24 protein-coding genes are annotated in these 21364 nt (G+C 59.7%); 4 read left to right on the forward strand and 20 right to left on the reverse strand.

From position 1 onward, the window contains the following. Positions 1-6: 6 nt before the first annotated feature. The 11 genes from ATY75_RS22500 to ATY75_RS22550 all read right to left on the reverse strand — a co-directional run bounded on the left by ATY75_RS22500 (position 7) and on the right by ATY75_RS22550 (position 9997). Entirely contained in the window at positions 7-960 is a 954-nt protein-coding gene (locus ATY75_RS22500; RefSeq protein WP_065092606.1) for a type II secretion system F family protein, read from the reverse strand. After that, the gene (locus ATY75_RS22505; RefSeq protein ID WP_088939277.1) at positions 957-2402 is read right to left on the reverse strand and encodes a CpaF family protein; all 1446 of its coding nucleotides are present in this window, start codon (positions 2400-2402) and stop codon (positions 957-959) included. Before ATY75_RS22505 ends, ATY75_RS22500 begins: the two co-directional genes overlap by 4 nt. A 16-nt stretch (positions 2403-2418) precedes the next feature. After that, a complete protein-coding gene (locus ATY75_RS22510; protein WP_088939278.1) occupies positions 2419-2991 on the reverse strand; it encodes a L,D-transpeptidase in 573 nt (190 codons plus the stop codon). Further along, complete coding sequence (locus ATY75_RS22515) at positions 2988-4130, reverse strand: response regulator/pilus assembly protein (protein WP_088939279.1); 1143 nt, start codon at positions 4128-4130, stop codon at positions 2988-2990. Before ATY75_RS22515 ends, ATY75_RS22510 begins: the two co-directional genes overlap by 4 nt. Before the next feature lie 29 nt (positions 4131-4159). Then, on the reverse strand, positions 4160-4786 hold the full coding sequence (locus ATY75_RS22520) for a TadE/TadG family type IV pilus assembly protein (protein ID WP_064841567.1): 627 nt from the start codon (positions 4784-4786) through the stop codon (positions 4160-4162). Continuing rightward, entirely contained in the window at positions 4780-5259 is a 480-nt protein-coding gene (locus tag ATY75_RS22525) for a TadE/TadG family type IV pilus assembly protein (RefSeq protein ID WP_064841568.1), read from the reverse strand. The genes ATY75_RS22520 and ATY75_RS22525 overlap by 7 nt, the downstream gene beginning before the upstream one ends. Continuing rightward, the gene (locus tag ATY75_RS22530) at positions 5256-6857 is read right to left on the reverse strand and encodes a pilus assembly protein TadG-related protein (RefSeq protein ID WP_064841569.1); all 1602 of its coding nucleotides are present in this window, start codon (positions 6855-6857) and stop codon (positions 5256-5258) included. Before ATY75_RS22530 ends, ATY75_RS22525 begins: the two co-directional genes overlap by 4 nt. A gap of 91 nt (positions 6858-6948) precedes the next feature. Further along, positions 6949-7254, reverse strand: a complete 306-nt coding sequence (locus tag ATY75_RS22535; protein WP_064841765.1) for a hypothetical protein — start codon at positions 7252-7254, stop codon at positions 6949-6951. Continuing rightward, on the reverse strand, positions 7238-8725 hold the full coding sequence (locus ATY75_RS22540; RefSeq protein ID WP_064841570.1) for a type II and III secretion system protein family protein: 1488 nt from the start codon (positions 8723-8725) through the stop codon (positions 7238-7240). Before ATY75_RS22540 ends, ATY75_RS22535 begins: the two co-directional genes overlap by 17 nt. 58 nt (positions 8726-8783) lie before the next feature. Next, the gene (cpaB, locus tag ATY75_RS22545) at positions 8784-9701 is read right to left on the reverse strand and encodes a Flp pilus assembly protein CpaB (protein WP_064841571.1); all 918 of its coding nucleotides are present in this window, start codon (positions 9699-9701) and stop codon (positions 8784-8786) included. 98 nt (positions 9702-9799) lie between these two features. Continuing rightward, a complete protein-coding gene (locus ATY75_RS22550; RefSeq protein ID WP_064841572.1) occupies positions 9800-9997 on the reverse strand; it encodes a hypothetical protein in 198 nt (65 codons plus the stop codon). 259 nt (positions 9998-10256) lie between these two features. Here ATY75_RS22550 and ATY75_RS22555 point away from each other — a divergent pair, with 259 nt between their 5' ends. Next, positions 10257-10787: a prepilin peptidase gene (locus ATY75_RS22555; protein WP_088939369.1), complete on the forward strand. Its 531-nt coding sequence runs from the start codon at positions 10257-10259 to the stop codon at positions 10785-10787. Positions 10788-11113: 326 nt separating this feature from the next. Here the strand turns inward: ATY75_RS22555 and ATY75_RS22560 are convergent, their stop codons facing one another. The 8 genes from ATY75_RS22560 to ATY75_RS22595 form a co-directional block, all read right to left on the reverse strand. After that, positions 11114-11518, reverse strand: a complete 405-nt coding sequence (locus tag ATY75_RS22560; RefSeq protein WP_088939280.1) for a type II toxin-antitoxin system VapC family toxin — start codon at positions 11516-11518, stop codon at positions 11114-11116. After that, positions 11515-11784 (reverse strand): AbrB/MazE/SpoVT family DNA-binding domain-containing protein, encoded by a 270-nt coding sequence (locus ATY75_RS22565; protein WP_088939281.1) that lies wholly within the window; start codon positions 11782-11784, stop codon positions 11515-11517. Before ATY75_RS22565 ends, ATY75_RS22560 begins: the two co-directional genes overlap by 4 nt. 142 nt (positions 11785-11926) lie before the next feature. Continuing rightward, complete coding sequence (locus tag ATY75_RS22570; RefSeq protein WP_088939282.1) at positions 11927-12223, reverse strand: MurR/RpiR family transcriptional regulator; 297 nt, start codon at positions 12221-12223, stop codon at positions 11927-11929. Positions 12224-12359: 136 nt separating this feature from the next. Further along, complete coding sequence (gene iolG, locus ATY75_RS22575; protein WP_088939283.1) at positions 12360-13352, reverse strand: inositol 2-dehydrogenase; 993 nt, start codon at positions 13350-13352, stop codon at positions 12360-12362. 41 nt (positions 13353-13393) lie between these two features. Further along, positions 13394-14197, reverse strand: coding sequence for a TIM barrel protein (locus ATY75_RS22580; protein WP_088939284.1), 804 nt, complete (start codon positions 14195-14197; stop codon positions 13394-13396). Between the two features lie 77 nt (positions 14198-14274). Further along, complete coding sequence (locus ATY75_RS22585; RefSeq protein ID WP_064841577.1) at positions 14275-15069, reverse strand: ATP-binding cassette domain-containing protein; 795 nt, start codon at positions 15067-15069, stop codon at positions 14275-14277. A 2-nt stretch (positions 15070-15071) separates the two neighbouring features. After that, positions 15072-16193 carry an ABC transporter permease gene (locus ATY75_RS22590; RefSeq protein ID WP_088939285.1) on the reverse strand — a complete coding sequence of 374 codons (1122 nt, stop codon included), beginning with the start codon at positions 16191-16193 and terminating at the stop codon, positions 15072-15074. Between the two features lie 125 nt (positions 16194-16318). Further along, on the reverse strand, positions 16319-17266 hold the full coding sequence (locus tag ATY75_RS22595; RefSeq protein ID WP_088939286.1) for a sugar ABC transporter substrate-binding protein: 948 nt from the start codon (positions 17264-17266) through the stop codon (positions 16319-16321). Positions 17267-17438: 172 nt separating this feature from the next. Here ATY75_RS22595 and ATY75_RS22600 point away from each other — a divergent pair, with 172 nt between their 5' ends. After that, positions 17439-18434 (forward strand): LacI family DNA-binding transcriptional regulator, encoded by a 996-nt coding sequence (locus ATY75_RS22600; protein WP_088939287.1) that lies wholly within the window; start codon positions 17439-17441, stop codon positions 18432-18434. Positions 18435-18493: 59 nt separating this feature from the next. On the opposite strand, the gene ATY75_RS22605 is transcribed toward ATY75_RS22600, so the two are convergent. Next, positions 18494-19408 carry a LysR family transcriptional regulator gene (locus ATY75_RS22605; RefSeq protein ID WP_088939288.1) on the reverse strand — a complete coding sequence of 305 codons (915 nt, stop codon included), beginning with the start codon at positions 19406-19408 and terminating at the stop codon, positions 18494-18496. Between the two features lie 128 nt (positions 19409-19536). Here ATY75_RS22605 and ATY75_RS22610 point away from each other — a divergent pair, with 128 nt between their 5' ends. Next, positions 19537-20610 (forward strand): tartrate dehydrogenase, encoded by a 1074-nt coding sequence (locus ATY75_RS22610; RefSeq protein ID WP_088939289.1) that lies wholly within the window; start codon positions 19537-19539, stop codon positions 20608-20610. Positions 20611-20776: 166 nt separating this feature from the next. Beyond that, on the forward strand, positions 20777-21253 hold the full coding sequence (locus ATY75_RS22615; protein ID WP_003577877.1) for an Lrp/AsnC family transcriptional regulator: 477 nt from the start codon (positions 20777-20779) through the stop codon (positions 21251-21253). The last annotated feature ends 111 nt before the right edge of the window (positions 21254-21364 follow it).

Raw genomic sequence — 21364 nt, forward strand, 5'->3', positions numbered from 1 at the left:
ACCGCCTCAGTACTCGAAGTTGACCATCTTGTAGAGAATGACATTCCCGATCGCCATGACGGCCAGCAGCGCGGTCACCACGACGGCTCCGTGGCCGCTCTCCCAGACGGGATCGAAGTAGGTCGGCGACAACATCTTGATCATCGCGTAGAGCAGAAACGGATACATCGACATGAAGATCGCCGTGATGCGTCCTTCCGAGGAAATCGCCTTGACCTTTGCCTTCAGCATCGACCGGTCTCGCAGCGTCTTCGAAAGGTTCTGCAGGATCTCCACGAGGTTTCCGCCGGTTCCCGCCTGGACGCTCAGCGATATCGCAAGCAGGTTCAGATCCTCGACGCCGACGCGGTCCGCCAGGTTGACCAGCGCATCGTCCAGCGTCACGCCGTAGGTGAGTTCATCCGAGAGCAGACCGAATTCGGTGCCGATCGGATCAGGCATCTCGCGCGCCACCAAAGAAATCGCCGCCGGCAGCGGATGGCCGGCGGCCAGGCTGCGATTGGCGACATCGAGCGCTTCGGGAAGCTTCAGTTCGAATTTCCTCATGCGGCGTGCCCGGGCACGCCAGACGACGAGTGCAGGGACGAGGAGGCCGACGAGAAGAAAGACAGGGATCCTGAACAGCGTGCTCGGCACGAGGAACTGAACGATCAGCCACGTCAGAAGTGCGCCCGCGATCGCGAAGAGAGCAAATCGCCTGGCATCGAACTTGATCCCCGACTGGGCGTAGAACCGCAGCAGCCGCTGCATCACCGGGGTTTGCCGCCAACTGGTTGCGGCGCCGCGTTCCTTCAGCATATCGCTATAGGTCTTGCGATGATCATCGCTGACCTCGAGCAAGCTCAGCCGATGGTTCACGGCGCGGTGGCGTTCGGATGTCTTGAAGTAGCCGCGCAGTATCGCTTCGACGGCAACCAGGGCGGCGGTGAAAACGGCCGCGTAAAGGAGAAGCAGGGTCATTGAACAGGTCCCGTCTGCAGCGGTTTGCCGGGATCGAAAATCGTCACGGGGATCTCGATCCCGAGTTCGGCAAATTCCTCGACGAAGCGCGGCCGGATGCCGGTGGCGCGGAATTCTCCATGGATCCGCCCGCCTTCATCGGTGCCGATTTTCTTGAATTTCATAATCTCCTGCATCTGCACGACTTCACCTTCCATGCCGGTGATCTCGGAAATCGAGACAACTTTGCGGGTGCCGTCGCTCAGGCGCTGGACCTGCACGATCATGGTGATGGCCGACGAGATCTGCGAGCGAATGCTGATCTGCGACATCGGCATCCCGGCCATGCCGACCATCTGCTCAAGCCGGCCGACGGCGTCGCGCGGCGTATTGGCGTGAATGGTCGTCATCGACCCCTCGTGACCGGTATTCATCGCCTGCAGCATATCGAAGGCTTCGTCGCCGCGGACTTCGCCGACGATGATGCGGTCGGGACGCATGCGCAGGGCGTTTTTCAAAAGTTCGCGTTGCCGGATCTCGTTGCGTCCGTCGAGCGTCGGCGGCCGGGTCTCCAAACGCCCGACATGCGGCTGCTGCAGTTGAAGCTCGGCCGCATCCTCGATGGTGATCAGGCGCTCCTTCGGAGAAATCTGCGACGAAAGCGCGTTCAGCAAGGTGGTCTTGCCGGAACCGGTGCCGCCCGAAATGACCATCGAGACCTTGCCCTTGACCGCGGCGCTGAGAAGGATGCGCATCGCATCGGCCATGGCGCCATATTGCACGAGGCGCTCCATCGTCAGCGGCTTGCGGGTGAATTTGCGGATGGAAACGAGCGGTCCATCGACCGAGATCGGCCGGATGGCGACGTTGACACGCGAGCCATCCTTGAGGCGGGCGTCGACCATCGGCGTCGACTCGTCGACGCGGCGGCCGACCGCCGAGACGATCTTGTTGATCACCCGAAGCAGATGGTCCTCGTCCTTGAACCGCACGGCGGTGCTCTCGAGCTTGCCGCTCCGCTCGACAAAGACGCTGTTGTAACCGTTGATAAGAATATCTGCGATCGTGTCGTCGGCCAGCAGCGGCTCGATCGGTCCGAGCCCCAGCATCTCGTCGGTGATATCGCGGATCAGATCATTGATTTCCTTGGCATTGAGCGGAAAGTTGTTGGTCCGGATATAATCCTTGACCAACGGCCGGATCTCGGTGGCGATCTCCTCGTTGTCGAGTGTGTCGAGTATCCCGAGATTGATGCGATCGAGCAGGTAACGGTGCAGATTGACCCGCTCGGAAACCATGTCCGGCCCGAGTGAAGCCTCTTCCTCACTCGCCGTGGCGCCCTCAGAGGCCGGTTGGTCGGGCATGGCTTGAGCCGCGCCAATCAAAGACAGTTCGGCCGCCTCCGGATGTTCCCGCTTTTCCGGCTCCTGCCTGTAGAAACGCCCCATGATACCGCTCGCCATGCGTCCCACCCCTGAACTATTTTACAATGACCGTGGAACCGACCTTCACCCTCTCATAGAGATCGATGACGTCGGCATTGCTCATGCGAAAACAGCCCGATGAGGCGAAACCGCCGACCGTCGACTGCTCGTTCGTTCCATGAATGCGGTAAAGCGTGTCGGCCCCGCCCTTGTAGAGATAGATCCCGCGAGCACCCAAAGGATTGAGCGGCCCGGCGGGCACCAGATCCGGAAGTCCGGCTGCGCGCGCCTTCATCTCGGCAGGCGGGCGCCAGTCGGGCCACTCTGCCTTGCGTCCGACCTTGACGGTACCGCTCCAGCGAAACCCGTCTCGTCCGACGCCGATTTTGTACCGGATAGCGCGTCCTTCGGAGATGACGAGATCCAGCGTGCGGTTGCTACTGACGATGACGATTGTCCCGGCCGCGTAGCTTTTTTCGATCGTCACCACGGCGCTTGTCGTCGGCCCGAGGCTACGTGGCACAAGCCCGGCTGCCGCGGCATTTCCGGCGGCGGCCAGAATTGCCAAAACGGCAAGGCCGGCACCGGTTGCGCGGGATCTTATACGCCCACTGTCGATCGCCCTCATCGCACCAGCGCCCCAAGTTTGCCGACCGCGCCGCAGAAGCGCGCCCGGGAATTCACTTGAAATGGCAGCACGCCGCGATTGACCGCCTCGCTCAAAGTCTCCCAGTCATCCCCGATGACATGCGTCGGGATCTCCTTGAATATCTTTTCCGTTTGTTGCCGGCGCAGGCCGAGGCCGAAAAGCTTGGAGCGGTATTTGTTGATGACGATGAATATCTGATCCGCACTGCCCCGCAGCCGCACCAGATTGGCAAACAGATCCTTGGCTTGAGAAAGAGCAGGCACCGTCATTTCCGTGACGATGCAGACGCTGTTGACCGACGTGAGCACCTCGTATTTCCACGGCGTGTCATAATAGGGAACGTCGATGATCGTGTGATCGCTCTCGAAGGCGGCCACGTCGAGCATGCGCAGCACGAGTTCACGGCCCTTCGGCGCCAGAAGCACGGATGGCTGCTTGAAGGACAGCAGCGAAAAGCCGCCCGAATGCCGCTTTCTGACCAGATCGATGAATTCCAGATCGACCCGGGACGGATTGGCGATGACCGGTTTCAAGTCGTAGTCGTTGACGAGGTTGAGGTAATAGCCAAGCGTTCCGGAGCAGAAATCCGTGTCGAACAAGTCGATCCGCGGCGTGGAATTCTTGGTTGGCTGGGCCAGCACATGCGCAAGCGACGAGGCGATCACGCTGGCGCCTGCGCCGCCGACGGCCGAGACCACGGCATGCACCCGGCTGTCGCTCGCGCCGGTGCCCGGCGCATGGGTGGAGATCATGTCGATCAGTGCGCGGCGCTCGAGCGGCTTCTTCAGCCAGTCATTGCCGTTCAGGCGAAAGAGCAGCCGCAGCATGTCGTCCGGCAGGTCTTCGGAAACGACGACCAGCGGAATGTCCCGATAGCTGGTGCGAAACGTGAAAAGCTCCGGCTGCTGCAGCAATTTCCCATTGTCGACGTCGAGAACGATAAGGTCGAACTGCGCCGGATCGAACCGGCCCTTTTCCGCGAGCGCCTTCAGCGCGAGATGGCGGACATCGTAACGTGACAACGACCCGAACGTATCGAGCATGAAGCTCGCTGCAGCCGCGTCGTCGGAAAGGACCAGGATCTTGGTAGATGCGGCAATGTTCATGTGCGCTGTCATTTTCGCTTTCCTACGCGTAAATTAAGGAGTCAGCAGGTGGAGCACGTCTTCAGATCTTCCGTCGTAATCGTCACCGGGTGGGCCGGGATGGTGACGTCGTTCAGTCCCAACAGGCCGCCGAGCACCGGCAGATCGAAGGTGATATCGCGCACCTCGAGCCGCATCGTCAGCACAGGCCCGTCCGGCCGGCCCCAATAGCCGAGCCCCGATCGCTGATAGGTGACCATCAGCTTATCCGGGGTGATGCGCCAGTTGAGGTCGCAAATGCCGGGGTGAGGATCGGTTCCCGCGTTGCAGACGCCGTCGCTTCCGAGCACAATCCGGTTCAATGCCGCCGTGCTGCAGTTCGCAAGAGCTGGTCCGCAAGTCGAGGATATCGTGGCATCGTTCGGCGCCGCTTTGCCGTTGTTGAGCGGATCGGCAGCGTCGGTTGGGAAAGCGGCATTGAAATTCGTCGTCAACGGATCGGATACGGCCGCCAGGCGAGCACCATATTGCAGCGCCTTGACCGTCTGGTTCCACTGCGACATGGCATAGCCGAACTCGATGAAGGCGGCGAACACCAGCATGACGATCGGAAAGGTCAGCAATGCTTCGACGAGGCTGACACCGCTGTTATCCTGCCAGAATGCCTTGATTGCCCTAGGGATCACCATCCGATGTACCTCTCTTCATGGAAGGAACTGATGGTGATGGCGTCGATTCCGAGAAAGCTGAACACCGGCGAACTCTGGTAGAGATGAGCCGTGGAAATGGTGATGTTCCCATCCGCATCGGGTGCGGTGATGGTGATGTCGGCAGGGTTGGTCCAGCCGGGGACGCGGGGTGTGGCGCCTGCCGCGGGCGTTTGCGTTCCGTAAAAGGCGATCGTCTTCGCAGTCGCCTGATTGCAGGTCGGCACATAGGTTCCCGACAGCGGCCGGCATCGCGAGAGGTAACGCCCCGCATCGCGCAAGCCTGCGTCGATCTGCATACGCTCCCAGAAGATACTGCCGAATTCCAGTATTCCAGCCGCAAAGAGCGTCACGAAGGGGATGGCGAGCAGCGCTTCGGCAAGCACCGCGCCTTCCTCCTGCCGCCAGAAGCCTGGGCAAAGCCGATGCCGGATAAAGTTGCGGAGCGCCATCATCTGACCAGTTCCGCTTCTTCCCGCAGGAATTCGTCCAGCGTCCCGCGGCCACCCATGCCCGAGATGTCGATCACCTCGAGCGAAAGATAGCGCTCGCTACCGGCCTTGATCGCCGGTTTGGTCATGAACATGCGCGCAAAGGCAACCGCCTGCGTCTGTTTCTGACCATTCAGATGGCCCACCGATGCCTCGTAGCCGCAATTGACGATTGCGGCGAAAATCTCTCGGCGATCGCCGTACTCGCTACCCGTGTAGTTCGAGAGAGCAGGTCCCGAATAGCACTGACCGCCGCCGGTCGTCGGCGTACCGACCTCGCCGTTCGCAGAGGCATGGTTGAGCAGCGCCGCGGTATTGAGCTCGTAACGATAGACATCATAGGCAGAGGGCCGGCTCGGCGTTCCGGTGGCCCCCGGGGGATAGCTGGAATAGTTGCCGAGGATCGCGCTGACCGACGGCGCCGTGCCTCCCTGGGCGACACTCCAGTAGTTTGCGTAGTTCCAATTGTTGCCGGTGCTGATCTTGCCGCCGCCGAGGGGGCTCATGGTTGCGCCGTAGCCCAAAGGCACCGCCTTGGTGACATCGCCGACCGTGCTGCCGACCATCGCCGGGTCGTAGCCTTTGCAGCCGTTCTGCCCTGTTTGCTTTTGCGCGGAGCGGACGTTCTGGGCCGGGCGATAGCGGCTGTCCCCGCGCGAGCCCTTGAACGACCCCTCATAAATACCGAAGCGCGTATTGACGCCAGCTTCAACGGGTCCTGCCATGGCACCCGTCTTGGTATCGAGGCTGTCCTGGGTATAACAGGCCCCCGGATTGCCGGTGGCCAGAGCCTCTGCCATCACGTTCGCACCATTGCCCAGCGGCGTCCGCAGGAATCCGAAATTGCCAGGCCCGGGATTGGCGGAGGACGTGCTGTACATTTCGATCTGTCGGCCGTAGAGATTGCCAGCCGCGAAGTTGGTGTGGAGATCCGTCGCCGCCTGCTGGCTGGCGGCCTCGCTCGTATTGCCCGCCGGCTCGTAGGGATTGCAGATAAAGATCGGCGTCACGTCGCAGGCGCTGGCGTGGTATACCGCCACGGCATCGGCAGCGATGTTGATTGTGCTGCGGGTAAAGCCGACCGGGACCGGAAAGATCGTCTGCATCGCCTGCGGCTTGGCGATGACCCAGGCGTAGGACGCTTCGCTGGCCACTGTCGTTTCCATCGAAGACGGGATCGGCGTATCGTCGTTGGCCGGGATGTTCTTCAGAAAGAGCACTGTGACCGTGCTGCCGGCGTCGTTTCCGGCGTCATAGGTGACGCTGATGTGCGAGCCGAGCGACATGCCGGCCCCGCCTCCGGAAAAAGCCGCGCTATTGGCGATTTTCTCGATCGCCGTCTGCGCCCTCGAAATGGCATCGTCGCGGCCATCGAGTTCGCGGGCTCCGGCCAGTGCCATCGCATCGACCGCGTTCTGGAGATCGGTATGCAGGTTGCTGCTGCGGCCGACATCGATGACCAGCAGCGAAAAACCGAGAAGCATGGGCATGGCGATGAGCGTCAAGGCGATGACATAGCCACGATGATCATTCCAGAACCGTCTGACAACCCTGCTCAGCATTGGCCTACCCCATCACGGCTTTCGCCGTGACGACCCTGTTTCGTGCATTTCCCCTTCCGGCGCGCTGCCGCCGTTCATGCCTTTCGAACGGCTATTGGCTGACGGTGGCCCCACCGGACGCACCGTTGGCCTCCATGGCCGGCGACGGCTCAATGACCACCGCCCCGCCGTTCTGATACTCAGTCATCACCCTGCGGACCACCTTGCCGTCGCTTGCGATATGGGTTCGCTGGGCTTCCGGCGGGAACGGATCCTCGGTGTGGATGGCCTTGTTTGCTTCCATGGCGTTCCCGGCCCCGAAGGTGATCGTGTCGCGATGGTTCATGTAGTCGGCGCAGCCGGAAGTGAGGCCGGCAGCGGCAAGGACGAGAAGGACGCGCTTAGCGTTTTGTAGCAACAACCTGGCCTCCCTGGTTCAGGTCGAGACGATGGCCATAAGGCCCGGTCACACCTTCGCCATTGCGAAAGCGCCGGAGCATGTCCTTGTCGACTTCCAGGACACCGAGCGCGAAAAGCTCGACATCGTTGGACGAACGCGTCTGATCGAGCGGACTGTAGAGGTCTTCGCCCGGACGAGCCGGCCGCACGATGTGCGGGGTCACGACGATCACCAGGTCGGATTCCTTCTTCTGGAAACTCGTCGAACGGAACAGTGCGCCGAGGATCGGTATCTTCCCGAGACCCGGCAATTGCTGGATGTCCTTCGCGTTGATCGACTGCAGCAGGCCCGCCAAGGCAAAGCTCTGGCCGTCGCGAAGTGCGACCGTGGTACTGGCCGCGCGCGAGATGAAACCCGGATTGCCGTTGACGTTGATCGACGGATCAAGCTCGGAAACCTCAGGCTCGATCTCCAGATTGATGAGGCCGTCATCAAGAACCACCGGCTTGAAGGTCAGCCGCACACCGAAGGGGCGATAGTCCGTCTCGGTGGCGACTGTCGTCCCGTTGTTGGTCGTCTTCAGGATCGGCACTTCGCCGCCGGCGTGGAAGCTGGCCGTCGAGCCGCTCATTGCGATGAGGTTCGGCTGAGCCAGGCGACGCACCAATCCCTTCTGCTCGAGCGCGTTGATGACCACGTCGATGTGGCCGCCCGAGATTTCCAGCACTTTGGCGATCAACTGGCCGAAGGGCAGCATACCCGTTGCCGCACCCTTGGGGTCAAGAAGGGAGCGGGCCAGGTTGCCGTCATCGTTCACGGTAATACCCTGGCTGGTCGTTGCCTTGCCGATGCCGTTGTTGCCGCGCCCGGACCAGCCGATCCCGAGGTCGCGACCCGTCTGGCGCGAGGCTTCGATGACACGGACCTCCAGCATCACCTGCTGACTGTCACTGACGCGCAACTGGTTCAGCACCGGTTGGTCGGAATAGGACTGGGCGATGTCCATCACCCGCTGCAATTCGACGCCGTCACGGACTATGCCTGTCAGGCGAATGCGGTCGCTGGAATTGGCCACGATAACCCGGGCCGAGGGCGCTGCAGAACGAATGGCGGCGGCGACTTCACTGAAATCGCTGGCAACCCGGACATCGATGACACCGAGAAGCGATTTGTCGTCGCCATAGACCGAGATATTGGTGGCGCCGATCTTCTTGCCGCGGATGAACAGCGACTTGTCGGAAAGCGGCACCACGTCGATCATATCGGCGCTGCCGATGACGAGATCGCCGAAGGCCTGGCCGGTATTGAGCGTCAGCGTCGCATTCGGAGGCAAGGTCACGCGCTGGACCGATTTGCCTAAGGTGACCGATTTTTCCTGTGCGTTGGCGCAGCCTGCAAATCCGGGCCCTAAACACACACAGGCCGAAAATACTGCCGCCAGTGCCGCAAGGCTTTTCGTCCTTGCGATTCTTCTCTTGCCATTCGCCATGCCTGCTTTAGCCCCCTCGTTCGGCTGGCCGCATCTGCGGCCTGCCGGCTAAACAACATCACTGGACCAGGCCGACTCGGTGCTCCTCGCGCTTCGTCGTGTTCCAGACCCCCACCGTCACCCATTTCGGCTCAACCGGCAACACCGGTTCGACCTTTTGTTCTACAATCTGCACTTGTTTTTCAGGTTCTGGCAACTTATTCTTTTCCAAATCATTGCCGAGTTCCGTCGCCATCGCCCCGCCACCGAGGTCGGCGACGGTGATCGGCCGGGTCTGCTCGACGGAGGCAGAGGCAATATTGCGAAGCGCCAGCGAGAGCGTGCCGATGCTGGAGCCGAGGGTAAGGCGCTGGGCCTCATCGGTCGTGACCTCGAAGGTCACGGTTTTGACGACGGATGGTTCGTCCTTGCGTTCGTCTGCCGTCTGGTCCACCGCCAGCACCTTGACGCCTTGCAGCAGCACGTCGACGAAGGTCTGATCGTTGCCGGCCGGCCCCCGCACGACCCGCGTCAGAAGCACATCGACACGGTCGGAAGGCCTGACGAAGCCGGCAACGCCGAGCACGTCGTTGACACGGATGGAAACGGCCTTCATGCCCTGGTCGAGGGCCGCCGACAGCGTGGCGCGTTCGCCGGCGCCGGTGATTTTCGAGGAGAGTACCGGCTCGCCGGGATCGATCGCCGCCATCGCATAACGCGGTTGGGCATCGCTGCCGACGACGGTCTCGATGCTGACGAACGAACCTGCGGGTGTTTCATTGGAGGGCCATGGGATGGCCCTGAGATTTTCGGGCCGGATCCGGTCGCCGAAGCGCATCGGTTTGGCGGCGACAACGAGTGTCCGCTCCTCGGCCTTCACGCCGCTCATCGCCAGCAACCGGGCCTTCTGATCGGAGAGATACTCGCGCATGCCGAAAACTGCTGCTGCTGCGAGGACAAACGCAATAACGAGACTTAAAATCGTTGAAGAACGCATCGCAGTTACTCGCTACACTGGACGGAACGCATCCATTCATTGCTTCTAATTTAGAAGAGAGGGGTTAACAAAACCCCTCGCTTCTTCGTACGCCGATATCAGGCTGCTGGAGCGGTCAGATTGGTCGTAAACCAGCCTGCCCAGCCGTTCCAAACGGTGGCCAGATTGGTGCCGGCCAATGTCACCGCCCCGATCACGCCGCCGACCAGCAAGGCGAGCAGAATGAGGTATTCGGTAAGTGCGACGCCGTCTTCTTCCCGCGCGAAAGCGCGTACGCAGTTTACAAATGCTTTCATCGAGAATTACCTCCCAGGTAAGTTGTGCGCCGTATTTCCCCCGGCGGCGTTGTCGTCGAGACCGCCCCTTCGACTGGTTGTATTAATAATCTGTTAAGTCTAAATTAGTCAATTGTTTTATACATGGAAGATATACATCTATACTTTTATAGTTAAGACCAAAGTCCGAAGAGTGCGCAGTGAATACCAGCTGCCGTCGCAGCCATTGAATGAAATTGAACGCAAAGATAGATTAAATAACCCAAAGAGGTTGATTTCCATGCTGAAACTGGTCGTCGTTATTAACTATCTTTCAGTATTACTTTTTCTCTACGCCGCCTGGACAGATTTCCGCACATGGAAAATCCCCAATACGCTCGTTCTTGCCCTCGTAACACTCTATGTATTGCGCGCGGCGGCTGTGATTCTCAGCTCCGAAGATGTCGGCGCTGCGCTGTTTGCTTCGAGCGGAATTGGCGGCGACGTCGGGGCCGGCCTGCTGATGTTCCTGCTTGGGGTGGTGCTCTGGGCACTCCGGCTGTTCGGCGCAGGAGACGCCAAGCTTTTCCTGCCGATCGGCCTTTTTGTCGGATGGCACGGAATGCTGCCGTTTTCGTTTTTCCTCCTTGTCCTCGGCATTCTGACGCTCCTGGCTCTGCGGCTGCCGGTGCCGTTGCCCGTCGCACATCTCGCTTTTTTCATGCGCATCGCGGAAATCCGGGCAAGCCGGAAGGTGCCTTATGGCGTCGTCATGGTTTTCGCCGTGCTCCTCACCCTGGCTTTGCCGATGATCCGACAGCAGCTGCAGTGACCTGCATCGCAAGCTTCCTGGCAAGCCAAAAGCAGTTCTCGGCGTGCAAGCAGTGGGGCGGGTGTTTCCGAACTCGTTGCGCTGGCGATCGAAATGGGGTGCGCGTCAAAGACGTCGCCGGCACCATCCACCGAAAGAAGCGCCCGCCCACGCGATGTGCAAAGGCAAGCCAAATAACAATTATATATATCAATATGTTGTTGGTAAAACGATCTGAGCTACAGTGAGGGTGTGAAGGATTGTTCGCAATTAAAGATTGCGCTTCTTGCGTAATGGGAATTATGGAACTCGTCGCTGCCGATGGACTCAACTTGTGTTGGTCGCATTCAATCCAACCAGTTCTCGACCTGCAAAGCGCGCACGCGCACGAACTCTCCGAGGTTCGCCGTCACAAGAACTGCTCCTAAGGCGCATGCATGCGCGGCAATGAAGAGGTCATTCGGACCGATAGGTTTGCCACAGGTTTCTAGTTCCGCCCGGATGACGCCATACTGGGCGTCGGCGGGCACATCCAGTGCTAGCACGGGGATGCTCCCAAGGATGGCCTCGATCTGTGCGAGAAGTTTCGCCGATCCTTTCTTGGCGCAACCGTAGCGCAACTCAGATGCCGTGATGATGCTGACGCAGATTGCTTCCGGGCCGACCTCAGCGATGCGTCGAGCGACAACGCCCCTCGGGTTTCGAGCAAGCTCGGACACGATATTGGTGTCCAGCATATAAAGGCTGGTCACAAGTCGATATCCTTCGCGGGAAGCAAGGTCTCGTCAACATCCGGGAACTGATCTTCGGGACCAAGCGGCTGCAAACCGGCTAGTACTTCTAGGAGGTTCTTGCGTCGGACCGGCTCTAGGATGAGCCGATCACCATCCCTGTGGATCATCACTCGGTCGCCGGGCAATTCAAAGTCAGCCGGAATTCGCACAGCTTGGCTTTTGTTGTTTCGGAAAAGCTTAGCCTCCCGTGGCGGGGTGGTTTCATTGCGCCGGAGATGGGGCATTGGAACTCCTTTGTATATGCATATGGATATACATCGCTTTAACCGAGCTTTCAAGCAAATCCGATCGCTCGGGGCTCCGCAGTGAAAAGCAATTGGCGCCCTCTACCGGTCGGCCAGAACAGGATGGTCGCGCAACTTTCGATCACTCAATCACCTCACCATGGGTCATGGCAGCCTTCCGAAGATGATTTCTCATCATCGCCCGCAATTCAGCGAATGTTTGTAGTCCGCAGTGCTGTGCCAGGCGCAAAACCGTTGTTGGAGAAACCTTGCAACTGCGCGAGATTTCTGCCGCGCTTTCGAAAGCGACCATCTCCGGTCGTTCAATGACTCGTCTGGCAACTTGCTCAAGTCGATCGGGAAAGACAATATGACGTCTCGCGATCAGCGATTTCAACTCCTCCAATGTCTCAGGAGGACTAATGGTGGCCTGCTTCATGGGCTTCTACCTCTTGAGGGCGTTATCTAGGATTGGGGTCATGCGCAGCGCCGGATGATCTGCACAGGTTAGGCGATACGCCGGGTGCGAACCGATGACGCGTGGAGCGCTATCGGTTCGCACCCGTTCCTTTCCATCAATCGACCGCCACCGGTTTGCCGGTTTGCCAGCTCTTGGTTGCGGCTTCCGCGAGTTTCTGCGCTTGCAATCCGTCAAATCCGCTCGGCTGCGGCGACCGGTGGCCATTGTCGATCGCTTCGATGAAGGCATTGATCTCGTTGGCGTAGGCCTGCGCATAGCGCTCAAGGAAGAAATATTGGACGGGGTCGCCGCTGACACCGCTGGCGTTGGAAAGCTCGACACTGGTTGCCTGGATATTCCGTGCCGCCAGCATGCCGGCAGAACCATGGACTTCGATGCGTTGATCGTAGCCATAGGTTGCCCGGCGCGAATTGGTGATGACAGCGATTCGACCCGACGCCGTCTGCATCTGAACCGCGGCAGTATCCACATCGCCCTCGGCCCCGATCGCCTTGTCGACGAGAGACGATCCAAGCGCGTTTACGACGACGAATTCCTCCCCCATGAGGAAGCGGGCCATATCGAAGTCGTGAATCATCATGTCACGGAACAGGCCGCCGGAGGATTTGACGTATTCGGCTGGCGGTGGAGCGGGATCACGGCTGGTGATGGTGACGATTTCGATGTCGCCGACATCGCCGCGACGCAGCCGCGCCTCCACGCTGGCAAAATTGGGATCGAACCGCCGATTGAAGCCGATCATCAGGGTGGAATTGTTCTTCTCGACAAGGTCTAGGCAGGAATTGATACGTTCGACCGACAAGGATACCGGCTTTTCGCAGAGGATCGCTTTGCCGGCCTTCGAAGCCGCCTCGATGAGATCGGCATGACTTGATGTCGGCGTTGCTATCAGGATCGCATCCACCGCAGGAGACTTGATGATATCCTCTGCGTCAGCGACCTCGGCGCCTGTCTGGGCAGCAAGCGCTTCTGCCGTGGCCCTGAAGGCGTCGGCCACATAAACGAGCTTTGCCTTCGGGTTCGCCGCGATGGTGGCGGCATGTACCTTGCCTATCCGTCCGGCGCCGATCACTCCAAACCTGATCATTGACATTTCTCCGTATTTGTAAGCGTTAATTGTCGGATCATTCAAACCGTGAAGGCATCGCGGAAGCGGTCGAGCGCTGCCTCATCCTCGCCGGAAGCCCAAGCTTCCATGCCTATGGCGCCGCGATAGCCCATGTCCTTGAGCGCGCGTGCGATCATCTTATAATTGACCTCGCCGGTACCTGGCTCGCAGCGGCCGGGCACATCGGCCACCTGGATTTCGCCTATCCAAGGCAGGCAGTTGCGGCAAAGCTCGATCAGGTTTCCCTCCCCAATCTGGGCATGGTAGAGATCGAGATTGAGGCGGACCCGCGGATGATTGACGCTTGAGACGAGCGCCAGCGTGTCTTCGGCGCGCCCGAATGGCACGCCCGGATGATCGACCGGAAGATTGAGGTTTTCGAGGGTGAAGATGACGCCCTCTTCTTCGGCCATGTCGGCGACACGGCAGAGGGTGTCGCGCGCCTTTAACCACATGGCGCCGGTCACAACGTCGACCGGCTGGACCGGCAAACCTCCATCTCCCAGACCGGTGCCGTGCAGATTGAGCCTTTGCACGCCGAGCCGCTTACCGATCTGCGCCGTTTCGCGTGCTGTCTTGAGAAGTTCGGCAGCACCTTCGTCGTCCGTCAGACGACCGGAGAGATATCCGTTCATGATCGTGAAGGTCGCGCCGGTTGCTTCCAACTTGTTCAGATCGTGTTCCGGCCAATTCCATAGACCAACGCCAAAACCCAGTTCCTTAAGGCGGGAGGCCCGCCACTCGATCGCCTTGTCGCGCCAGAGCATTTCCGCACAGGCGGCGAGCGAAAATGTTGGCAAATCTTCTCGTGATCGATCGTTCATGATCGTGTTCCATCGTTGTTGCGTGAATGAAAGGCGTCGCTGTTCTGGTCGAGCACCGCCTGTGGTGTGATCGCAGGCTAGATCGTACCGCCGAGTTCTTCGGACAACTGCTGCAACTCCTTGCCACCGGCCATCAGGTTCTGGAGTTCGTCCATCGCGATGTTCGCCTTTGCGTAGGTGCCAAGCGTTTGACCGCGGTTGAGGATGGTGAAACGGTCGGCCACCGCATAGGCGTGGCGGACATTGTGGGTAATAAAGATTACGCCCAATCCTTTCTGCCGGACCTGATGGATGTATTTCAACACCATGGAGGTCTGCGCCACACCGAGTGCCGAGGTCGGTTCGTCCAGGATCAGGATCTTGGCACCGAAATAGACTGCTCGTGCGATGGCTACGCACTGGCGTTCACCGCCGGAAAGCGTGCCGACGGCCTGGTTGGGATCACGGATATCGATGCCGATCTTGCGCATTTCCTCGCGCGTGACATCATTGCAGTGATCGAAGTCGATGTGGCGGAATGGGAAGACACCTCTGCGAGGTTCCCGCCCCATGAAGAAATTGCGGGTGATCGACATCAGGGGAATCATCGCCAGATCCTGATAGACGGTCGCAATCCCCGCATCGAGGGCGTCCCGGGGGCTCCTGAAATCGACCGGCTTTCCCTCCACCCGGAACTCGCCACCGCTCGGGCGGACAACGCCGGATAGCGTCTTGATCAGCGTGGATTTGCCCGCGCCGTTATCTCCCAGAAGGCAAAGCACCTCCCCGGCTGAGACTTGCATGGAAACGCCGTTCAATGCGATCACCGAACCGTAGTGCTTGACGATATCGGTTACTTCGATGACCGGAGTTCGAATGTTGAAATCAACCATGATCAGCGCTCCCCGGTAACCTTGCGGCGAATGAAATTGTTGAAGAGCACTGCCAACAGCAGCATTGAGCCCAGGAAGACCTGAAACCAGTCGGAGTCGAACTTGGTATAGGTCAGGCCGATCGAAACCGAGCCGAAGATGATCGCACCGAAGAAGGCGCCGATCGCCGAGCCGTAGCCGCCGGTGAGCAGACACCCGCCGATAACGGCCGCGATGATGGCTTCGAATTCCTTCTGGAACCCGCGCCTGGCATCGGTGGAACCAGCATCGAGTACGGTGATGATCGCGACGAGTGCCGCCGCACATGCCGTCAGCGCAAAGAGGCCGGTTTTGACCCTGTGGACCGGGACGCCCGAGTTCCTCGCCGCATTGGGATCGCCGCCGGCGGCAAAGATCCAGTTGCCGGTGCGCGTACGCAGTAAGATCCAGGTCGCAAGCAGGGCAAGGGCTACGAACCACAAGACGGAAACCGGAACGCCCGTTACCTTCGGTACGCCATTGGGGAACTTGTCGATCAGATCATGATCCGCAAGCCATAGGAAGGCGCCCTTCAGTGCCTCGCCGGAGAAAATTCCAAGCAGCGGGCTGTCTTTGAGGTGGTCGCTGATGCCGCGGAGCTGTGTCGAGCCACCGGTCGCCCATTTCAGGCCGACAAGCGTCAGGCCACGGAGAATAAAGAGGAAGGCCAGCGTCACGATAAAGGATGGCAGACGCGTATGGATCACGATCTGTCCGTTGATCGCGCCCATGAAGGCGGCGAAAAGCATCGTCATCACGATGGCGACCGACAATGGCTGCCCGAAGTTCGTCAGGATGACACCAAAGATCAGTCCTGCGAAGGCGACCATAGACCCGATCGAGAGATCGAACTCGCCGCCGATCATCAGGAGCGCGGCCGCGATAGCGAGAATCCCCAATTGGGAGGCCGGCGCCATGATCGTCATCACGCCCGAAAGCGAAAACATCGTGGGGTCTGCGGTGAGAAAGAAAAATACGATGACGAGCACCAGGCCGGCCACAGCTCCAAGCTCGGGCCGACGCATCAGTTGCGTCAGAAAGCCCACCTGCTTGATGCGTTCATCGGCTTTCGGCGCGACCGCCGCTTTCTGCTCAAGCGAAGCCATGATTCCTCCCTGTAAATGTAATTTTAGCGCTTCATCTGCGCTGCCTTGCAGCGCGTTCCATCGAACCGAAGTTCCTCCCCGATAACGGGGAGGAACTTCGGGAGGATGCCTTTCGGCAATCTCGGTCAGCGGATTCCCTTGGCGGAAAGATCTACCACCTGAGCGGCCTTTTCTTTGGTGATCAGGTTCGGACCGGAGGGGACGTTGCCGCCTGGGATGAGCCCGTATTTGGCGTAATTGGCCAGAAACACCACAGGCAAATAGCCCTGAAGGAATTGCTGCTGATCGATCGCGAAAGCGGCCTTGCCGTCTGCCACCGCCTTCAGAAAATCAGCCGAAAGGTCGAAGGTTGCCACCTTGATCTTGCCGGTCATGCCGACATCTTCGACGGCCGCCAACGCCGGCTCACCGGCTGTGCTGGCGCCGAGCGCCATAACGGTATCGACGGCCGAGTTGGAACTCAGCGCTGCCTTGACCTTCGCCCGAACATCGGCCGGATCGTTGCTGACAGGAAGTACCGTGACCTTGCCGCCGAAACCATCGGCAAAGCCCTTGCAACGCAGATCGAGCGAAACATTGCCGACTTCCTGGTTGACGCACAGGCCTTCCTTGCCGCCCAGCTCCTGCAGCTTCGCGCCGGCGGCTTTGCCGGCGGTATATTCATCCTGGCCGACATGCAGAAGCGCGCCCAGCTCTTTCGAAACATCGGAGCCGGAATTGATCGAGATGACCGGGATCCCCGCGGCGACGGCCTTCTTGATGGAAGGACCGAGCGCCGAGGCGTCCGGAATGGAGACGATCAGCCCATCGGGTTTCTGATTGACGGCAGCATCGATAAGCTGCGCCATCGACACCATGTCGAACGTTTCCGGAGCGCGATAATCAACGCTGGCACCCATGTCCTTGGCCGCTGCGCCCACGCCGTTCTTGACGACGGACCAGAACGGATCGTTGGCTTGACCGTGAGTGACGGCAACGATGCGAATATCGGCGGCATTGGCAAGTGTTGAAGACGCGATGATCGCGGCCGCAAAGGCGGCGCCTGCGAAAAGTGATTTCAGACCCAATTTCATTTTACCCTCCCAAAACGATCCACCGGGTGGATCTTCCCAATGCTACCGGTTGCAACTCCTTTTGCACCCGGTAGCAAACTCGGCAAAATTACTTTATCCTCGACAAAAATCAAGCATCCATTCCATTTTTATTTTTTTTGTGGAATATTCATTCCAATCGAGGAGGCGGCGGATGCGCAAGCGGGCAACAGCAAAAGAGGTGGCGGAAGCCGCCGGCGTATCGAAATGGACGGTCATCCGCGCCTTCACTCCAGGTGCCTCCATTACAGATGCCAGCCGACAGAAGGTGCTTCAGGCGGCAGAGGCTCTGAATTACTCACCCAACCTGCTGGCTCGCAGCCTTGCGACGAACACGACACATCAGGTCGCCGTCTTCGTCGACGACTTCGCCAACCCACATAAGCTCCCCGTTCTGGAGATGCTGACCGAGCGGCTGCAGGCGGAGGGTCTCCTGACCGTACTGATCAATATCAATCGCCATTTCGATCACATCCATGCGTTGATCAATGCCGATCAGCGGCAGTTCGACGCCGTCATTCTGTTCGGAACCGCCTTTCGTGAGGAAACGCTGGAGGGCCCACGGCTTGGCCCCGGTTTCCCGCCAATGTTTGTCCTTGCGCGCGATAGCCAAATCCCCGGGGTTCCCGCCGTCGCCTGCAATGCCGAACTGGCTCTGGGCGAAATTGTAAATTACCTGTTCGAGAAAGGGTATCGTCGTCCGGGCTTCATGACGGGAGGAAAGACCCTGTCGACTGCGCTCGGCCGACGACATCACTATATGCAATTCTGGCAGCGGAAGGGCGTCGATGGCGTCGTCGAGATGACTGCAGAGCGCTACAGCGCCGAGGCTGGTGCCGAGGTGGCGCGCACCTATCTGAGTGCGACCTCCCCCTCCCCGCGCATCGATGTGCTGATGTGCGAGAACGACATTCTGGCGCTCGGAGCGATGGATGTAGCCCGCAGCGAATTCGGGCTTCGCGTGCCAGATGATCTGGCGATCGTCGGCTTCGACAATATCGAGCTCGGCGCCGCTCCCGCCTATCACCTGACTTCTTACCAACAGCCTGCCGATGAGATGATCGACACCATAGTGGCAATGATCACGGGCAAGTGCGAAGCCGAAACAATTATTCTGCCCGGGCGTCTTGTGCAGAGATCATCGGCGTGAAATGCCCAATGCCGGCGTGCTTTCAACGGCATTCGCCGGCGCGATCGAGAAACCGACGCTCAGGCCGGTGCCGAATATCTCTCGAGATTCCGCCTCAGGAGATCAAGCAGCGCATCTCGCTCCGGATCGCGGACGGCTTTCATCCAGGCCACAGCCAGCGGCAGTTTCGGCGTCGTCTGCCCTGCCCCCTCCTGGACCGGCAGAAAGTGGACGCCGGCTGAAGCAAGCGAGGATGTCCATCGCGGGACGACGGCGAGGCCGAGACCGGCGGCGACCATGCTGACGATGGTTTGTTTTTCATCGGCGACCTGGGTGATATCAGGGTGCAGGCCGGCTGCGGCAAACAGGTTCATCGTCAAATCATAGCTGTGCGGCCTGGATCGCCTGTCCGGGACGATCAGCGGCGCGTTCGCCAGATCAAGGACAGAGACGCTCCTATGGTTGGCGAGTTCATGAGAGGCCGGGACTGCCACGACGGTCGTCTCGGAAAACAGGTCCTCGACCGCCAGGTGACGGCTCATTCCCGGACGCGGCCTGATGAAAGCCAGATCCAACCCTCCGGCCAGCAGTTTGGGCACGAGCCGAATGGATTTGTCCTCCGTCAGCTGAGTTTTGACATCGGGCGCGATTGCTCGAAAGTCGTGGATCAGTGCCGGAAGGAGGCCGGCGGCGGCGCTGTCGATCGCGCCGATCCGAAGGACGCGACTGCGCCGCTGCTGCTTGGCGCGAAATTTTTGACCGAGTTCATCGAGCCGGGCAAGAAGCGGCCTGACCTCTTCCAGAAGCGCTACGCCATCCTCGGTCAACGAGACGCTCCGGGTCGTGCGGCTCAGCAGTTGACTTCCGAGCGAGGCTTCCAGCAAGCGCACATGGCGCCCGAGCGATGCCGGAAGCAGCCCGATCCTTTGTGCCGCCCTTCCGAAGTGAAGCTCCTCGGCAACGGTGACGAAGCATCTCAACTGCTCCAGCTCCACAGGCAAGCCTCCTATTATATTCATATTTTATATAATTATTTCGCCATTGAGTAAACCGAGAACGTGGCATTAGGCTTCAGCGTAGGCCTCGTCAGGCAGGGCCGGGAAGACGTTAGCGGAGCAAATCAATGCGTGAATATTCTATCGCGGCTATCCCTGCGGACGGGATCGGACCCGAGGTCATTGCTGCCGGGCGAACGGTGCTCGCAAGCCTGGAAAAACGTCTCGGCGACGTTAGGTTCGCCATCGAACACTTCGACTGGGGCTCCGACTACTACAAAAGGCACGGCGTGATGATGCCGTCCGACGGGCTCGAGCGGCTGAAGAAATTCGACGCGATTTATTTCGGCGCCGTCGGCGCGCCGGATGTTCCCGACCACATCACCCTTTGGGGGCTCAGGCTGCCGATCTGCCAGGGCTTCGACCAATATGCCAATGTCCGGCCGACCAAGATTCTTCCAGGCATCACCCCTCCGCTGCGCAACTGCGGCGTCGGCGATCTCGACTGGGTGATCGTCCGCGAGAATTCCGAAGGCGAATATTCCGGCCATGGCGGCCGCGCCCATCGCGGCCTACCCGAGGAAGTCGGGACCGAGGTTGCGATCTTCACACGCGTCGGCGTCACCCGCATCATGCGCTACGCCTTCGAACTGGCGCAGGCGCGGCCGCGCAAATTGCTGACGGTCGTGACCAAATCGAATGCCCAGCGCCACGGCATGGTCATGTGGGACGAGATCGCCGCCGAGGTGGCGACAGAGTTCCCCAACGTTACCTGGGACAAGATGCTGGTCGACGCCATGACAGTGCGGATGACGCTGAAACCTGAGAGTCTCGACACGATCGTCGCGACCAACCTGCATGCCGATATCCTCTCCGACCTTGCCGGCGCGCTCGCCGGCAGCATCGGGGTTGCGCCCACGGCGAATATCGATCCGCAGCGCCGTTTTCCCTCGATGTTCGAACCTATCCATGGCTCGGCCTTCGACATCGCCGGCAAGGGTATCGCCAACCCTGTCGCGACCTTCTGGACCGCCGCGCAGATGCTCGACCATCTCGGCGAGCAGGAGGCCTCGGCTCGTCTCATGCGCGCCGTCGAATCGGTCACCGGCGCGGGCATCCTCACGCCCGACGTCGGCGGCACCGCCACGACCAAAGAGGTCACGGAGGCGGTCTGCGACGCGATCCATTCCTCCAATGTCTAGTCGCCGGCGGACGGCATAAAATGCTGTTGGAGGACGAGTCGCATGCCGTTCCTCCCTCAAAAACCCCGCGAAACGCGATCGACTCGCACCTTCGATGTGATAGTGTTGGGAAGGTAGCGGCAGAATATGCTGCGGCGTTGGCAGGTTCGACAGGCGGAGTGGAGCGATGAAACTCGACCGGATCGATATAAAAATTCTGCATGAGTTGCAGAAGAATGGCCGCGTCACCAATGTCGAGCTCGCCGAGCTCGTCAACCTGTCGCCGAGCCCCTGCCTGATGCGGGTGAAGAAGCTGCAGTCGGAAGGCTATATCGAGGGTTACTCCGCACAGATCAATGTCGCCAAACTCGGCCAGACGCTGACCGTGTTCACGGAGATCACCCTGAAGAACCACCGGCAGATCGATTTTGCCCGGTTTTTGACGACGGTCGAGAAGATCGACCAGGTGATCGAATGCCATCTCGTCTCCGGCGGTTACGATTATCTTTTGAAATTCGTGACGGCCGGGATCGGCGAATACCAGACAATCATGGAGCGGCTCTCCGACATGGAGATCGGCATCGACAAGTATTTCAGCTTCGTCGTCCTGAAATCGCCCATCGTCAAATCGCACATGCCATTGACGAGCCTGTTTCCGCTTTAGAGCGGTTCAACTTTTCACGAAAAGCGCAGAACCGTTCTAAGCTCTTGTTCTTACGCAATTCCCGGTAAAAGCGCTTCGTGCTTTGCCGGGAATTGCTCTCGTTCGATCGTC

The sequence above is a fragment of the Rhizobium sp. N122 genome, from assembly GCF_002211295.1.
Taxonomy (GTDB): Bacteria; Pseudomonadota; Alphaproteobacteria; order Rhizobiales; family Rhizobiaceae; genus Rhizobium.

Coding starts and splice junctions, on each gene's coding strand:
- ATY75_RS22500 (WP_065092606.1), bottom strand. CDS start 960: ATGACCCTGCTTCTCCTTTACGCGGCCGTTTTCACCGCCGCCCTGGTT.
- ATY75_RS22505 (WP_088939277.1), bottom strand. CDS start 2,402: ATGGCGAGCGGTATCATGGGGCGTTTCTACAGGCAGGAGCCGGAAAAG.
- ATY75_RS22510 (WP_088939278.1), bottom strand. CDS start 2,991: ATGAGGGCGATCGACAGTGGGCGTATAAGATCCCGCGCAACCGGTGCC.
- ATY75_RS22515 (WP_088939279.1), bottom strand. CDS start 4,130: ATGACAGCGCACATGAACATTGCCGCATCTACCAAGATCCTGGTCCTT.
- ATY75_RS22520 (WP_064841567.1), bottom strand. CDS start 4,786: ATGGTGATCCCTAGGGCAATCAAGGCATTCTGGCAGGATAACAGCGGT.
- ATY75_RS22525 (WP_064841568.1), bottom strand. CDS start 5,259: ATGATGGCGCTCCGCAACTTTATCCGGCATCGGCTTTGCCCAGGCTTC.
- ATY75_RS22530 (WP_064841569.1), bottom strand. CDS start 6,857: ATGCTGAGCAGGGTTGTCAGACGGTTCTGGAATGATCATCGTGGCTAT.
- ATY75_RS22540 (WP_064841570.1), bottom strand. CDS start 8,725: ATGGCGAATGGCAAGAGAAGAATCGCAAGGACGAAAAGCCTTGCGGCA.
- cpaB (WP_064841571.1), bottom strand. CDS start 9,701: ATGCGTTCTTCAACGATTTTAAGTCTCGTTATTGCGTTTGTCCTCGCA.
- ATY75_RS22550 (WP_064841572.1), bottom strand. CDS start 9,997: ATGAAAGCATTTGTAAACTGCGTACGCGCTTTCGCGCGGGAAGAAGAC.
- ATY75_RS22555 (WP_088939369.1), top strand. CDS start 10,257: ATGCTGAAACTGGTCGTCGTTATTAACTATCTTTCAGTATTACTTTTT.
- ATY75_RS22565 (WP_088939281.1), bottom strand. CDS start 11,784: ATGCCCCATCTCCGGCGCAATGAAACCACCCCGCCACGGGAGGCTAAG.
- ATY75_RS22570 (WP_088939282.1), bottom strand. CDS start 12,223: ATGAAGCAGGCCACCATTAGTCCTCCTGAGACATTGGAGGAGTTGAAA.
- iolG (WP_088939283.1), bottom strand. CDS start 13,352: ATGATCAGGTTTGGAGTGATCGGCGCCGGACGGATAGGCAAGGTACAT.
- ATY75_RS22580 (WP_088939284.1), bottom strand. CDS start 14,197: ATGAACGATCGATCACGAGAAGATTTGCCAACATTTTCGCTCGCCGCC.
- ATY75_RS22585 (WP_064841577.1), bottom strand. CDS start 15,069: ATGGTTGATTTCAACATTCGAACTCCGGTCATCGAAGTAACCGATATC.
- ATY75_RS22590 (WP_088939285.1), bottom strand. CDS start 16,193: ATGGCTTCGCTTGAGCAGAAAGCGGCGGTCGCGCCGAAAGCCGATGAA.
- ATY75_RS22595 (WP_088939286.1), bottom strand. CDS start 17,266: ATGAAATTGGGTCTGAAATCACTTTTCGCAGGCGCCGCCTTTGCGGCC.
- ATY75_RS22600 (WP_088939287.1), top strand. CDS start 17,439: ATGCGCAAGCGGGCAACAGCAAAAGAGGTGGCGGAAGCCGCCGGCGTA.
- ATY75_RS22610 (WP_088939289.1), top strand. CDS start 19,537: ATGCGTGAATATTCTATCGCGGCTATCCCTGCGGACGGGATCGGACCC.
- ATY75_RS22615 (WP_003577877.1), top strand. CDS start 20,777: ATGAAACTCGACCGGATCGATATAAAAATTCTGCATGAGTTGCAGAAG.